Annotated in this window: 1 protein-coding gene; it reads left to right on the forward strand. The window is 63.7% G+C overall.

All coding sequences use genetic code 11. From position 1 onward, the window contains the following. Positions 1–3,193 (forward strand): condensation domain-containing protein (locus PQR67_RS38040; RefSeq protein WP_408467924.1); only part of this gene is annotated, 3,193 nt, incomplete at both ends.

Consider the following 3,193-nt stretch of genomic DNA (forward strand, 5'->3'; position numbering starts at 1 on the left):
CGATTCGATTCTGAGCTTGCAGATCATTGCGCGTGCCCGTCAGGCGGATCTGTTGCTGTCGCCGCGCCAGGTATTCGAGCATCCAACCGTCGCGACACTCGCGCAGCAGGCGCGCGCGTTGTCGTCCGAAGCGCGCCAGGATCACGCCGAGATACACGGCGTGCAAGCCTTGACGCCGATCCAGCAGGACTTTTTCAGGCGCTTTCCATACGGCGAATCGCACTGGAATCAGGCCGTGCTGTTGCGTGTCGAAGGTGCACTCGAGTTGACGTTGCTTGAGCGTGTCGTCGGTGATCTGATCGCGGCGCACGACGCGTTGCGTCTGCGGTTTCAACCATCCAGCGAGGGCTGGCGTCAGCAGGTCGCGCCGCGCGAAACCGCACGCATCGTCGAGTCTTTCGATCTGCGCGAAGAGGACAACTGGACCGCGACGCTCGAAGCTCAATCGACTCGCCTGCAACAAAGCCTGAACCTCGAAACCGGGCCGCTACTGCGCGTCGGTTACTTCGAGCGCGACGGCGAAGCACGCTTGCTGCTGGCGATTCATCACCTGGCCGTCGATGGCGTGTCGTGGCGCGTGTTGCTCGACGAACTGCAACAACGCTACGACGATGCGCTCAACACGCCAACCAGTGAACCAGGCGAATCGGCCGCCCCCCGGACCTCGCTGCCGGGAAGCTTGCCGTGGAGCGTATGGGTCGCACGGCAGCAGGCGTTCGCGCAGACCGACGCGGTCCAGCGCGAAGCCACATGGTGGCGTGCCGCGCTGTCGAATGCGCGCACGTCGTTGCCGGTAGCGGCGTCCACCTCGCAACGTGCCGCGCCCCGTACCGTCACTGCAAAACTGGACGCCGACTGGACGCGCCAACTGCTGCAAGCCGCCCCGCGCGCGTATCGAACCAACGTCGAAGACCTCCTGCTGACCGCGCTGACACAGACCATCGCAGCATGGAGCGGCGAGCGCGGTGCGCTTGTCTCGCTCGAAGGCCACGGCCGTGAAGTGCTCGATGAAGAACTCGATCTGAGCCGCACAGTTGGCTGGTTCACGACGCAATATCCGGTGTGGCTTGAAACTGCCGATGCGCCATCGGCGGCGATCAAGGGCGTGAAAGAGCGTTTGCGCGCCGTGCCGCGCAAAGGTCTCGGCTATGGATGGCTGCGCGCGTCGCTAGCAGACTTGCCGGTGCCGCAGATCGGCTTCAACTATCTCGGCCAGTTCGATCAAAGCCTTGAAACCGGCGGGCGGTTCAGCTTTGCCACCGAGTCGGGTGGCGCAACGATGTCGGACGCGCATCCCTCCGACATGGTGCTCGATCTGAACGGCGCGATTGCGAACGCATGTCTTTCGGTATCGTGGGCGTATCGTGCCGATGAACTCGACGAATCCATCGTGCGCGATCTCGCCGCGCAATTCGAGGCGCGTCTGAAGCGTCTGATCGAGCATTGCGCAGAAACGCCATCGAGCGCGACGGCTTCGGATTTCCCGCTCGCGCGGATCGATCAGGCGTCGCTGGACATGCTGGATCTGCCGTTTGCGGAGATCGACGATCTTTACGTCGCCGCACCGGTTCAACAAGGCGTGCTGTTCCATAGCGTGTGGCAGGACGGCGGCGGCGTCTATCTGAACCAGAAGCGCTTGACGCTGCACGGCGAACTCGATCACGAGCGGATGCGGGCCGCGTGGCAGGCGGCAGTGGACCGCCACGATATTCTGCGTACGCATTTCGACTGGCGTCATGGCGGCACCGCATTGCAGGTCGTGCAGCGCGTCGCGACGGTACCGTACACGGTATTCGATTGGCGCGCTGACGCGGATCACTACGAGGCCCGCCTCACGCAATGGCTCGCCGCGGATATCGAGCAGGGCTTCGATCTGGCGTGCGCGCCGCTATTGCGGATCAACGTGTTCGCCCGTCCGGACGGTGGGCATGATCTGGTGTGGACCGACCATCATGTGCTGCTCGATGGCTGGAGCGTGTCGCAGTTGATGGGCGAAGTGCTGCGTCATTACGCAGGCGATGCCATGCCGGCCCACGGCGGACGGTACCGCGACTACATCGCGTGGCTGGACCGGCGCGATGCTTCGGCGAGCGAATCGTTCTGGCGCGAACAGCTTGCGACGCTAGAGGGTCCAGGGCGGCTTGCCGCTATCGTGCCGACCGGTGCGGCGGTGAATGACAACGGTTCTGTCCAGGTTGGCGAGCTTGACTACGAATTGAACGCGTCCGCGAGCGAACGGCTTGCCGCGTTCGCACGCCGCGAAAGCGTGACGGTCAATACGCTGGTTCAGGCCGCGTGGGCGCTGTTGTTGCAACGTTATACGGGGCAGAAAACGGTGGTGTTCGGCGCGACCGTTGCAGGGCGGCCGGCCGATCTGAACGGCGTGGAAGGCCTCCTTGGATTGTTTATCAACACGCTGCCGGTGATTGCGCGTGTCGACGACGCCATGCCGGTCGGCGACTGGCTGCGGCGTCTGCAAGCAGCGGCGCTGGCCGCGCGTGAGCATGAACATACGCCGCTGAACGATATCCAGCGCTGGGCGGGTATGGGGGGACAGGCGCTGTTCGACAGCATCGTCGTGTTCGAAAACTATCCGGTCGACGCCGCGCTCAAGAACACCACACCTCGTGGACTCAGCTTTGGAGCGCTTGCGAATCGCGAGGAAACGAACTATCCGCTGACGGTGTCGGCGACGTTCGCGGCGACGCTGAAGTTGAAACTCAGCTTCGATCGCGGGGCGTTTTCCGATGAGTTTATCGAACGTGTTGGAGCGCAGGTCGAATGGCTGCTGGCCGGATTGGCTGAGGATAGTGCGCGACGGCTTGGCGAAGTTGCGTTGCTCGATGCCGATGCGCGGCGTGAAGTCGAAGCGTTTAGCCGTTGCGATGCGGACTATGGTGAGGCGTTGCCGGTGCATCGCGTCATCGAGGCGCAGGTTCGCAGGACGCCGGATGCGCAGGCCGTGCTGTTTGGCGATACGGCGCTGACGTACGCCGAGTTGAACGCACGCGCCAATCAACTGGCGCACCGGTTGTCGGCGCAGGGTGTGGGCCCGGATGTGCGGGTGGGGATTACAGTCGAACGGTCGGTCGAGATGGTGGTGGGGCTGCTCGCGATCATGAAGGCGGGGGGCGCCTATGTGCCGTTCGACCCGTCCTATCCGGCTGCGCGACTCGCATACATGATGGCGGAT

The sequence above is a fragment of the Paraburkholderia fungorum genome, assembly GCF_046026025.1.
Lineage (GTDB): Bacteria > Pseudomonadota > Gammaproteobacteria > Burkholderiales > Burkholderiaceae > Paraburkholderia > Paraburkholderia fungorum_E.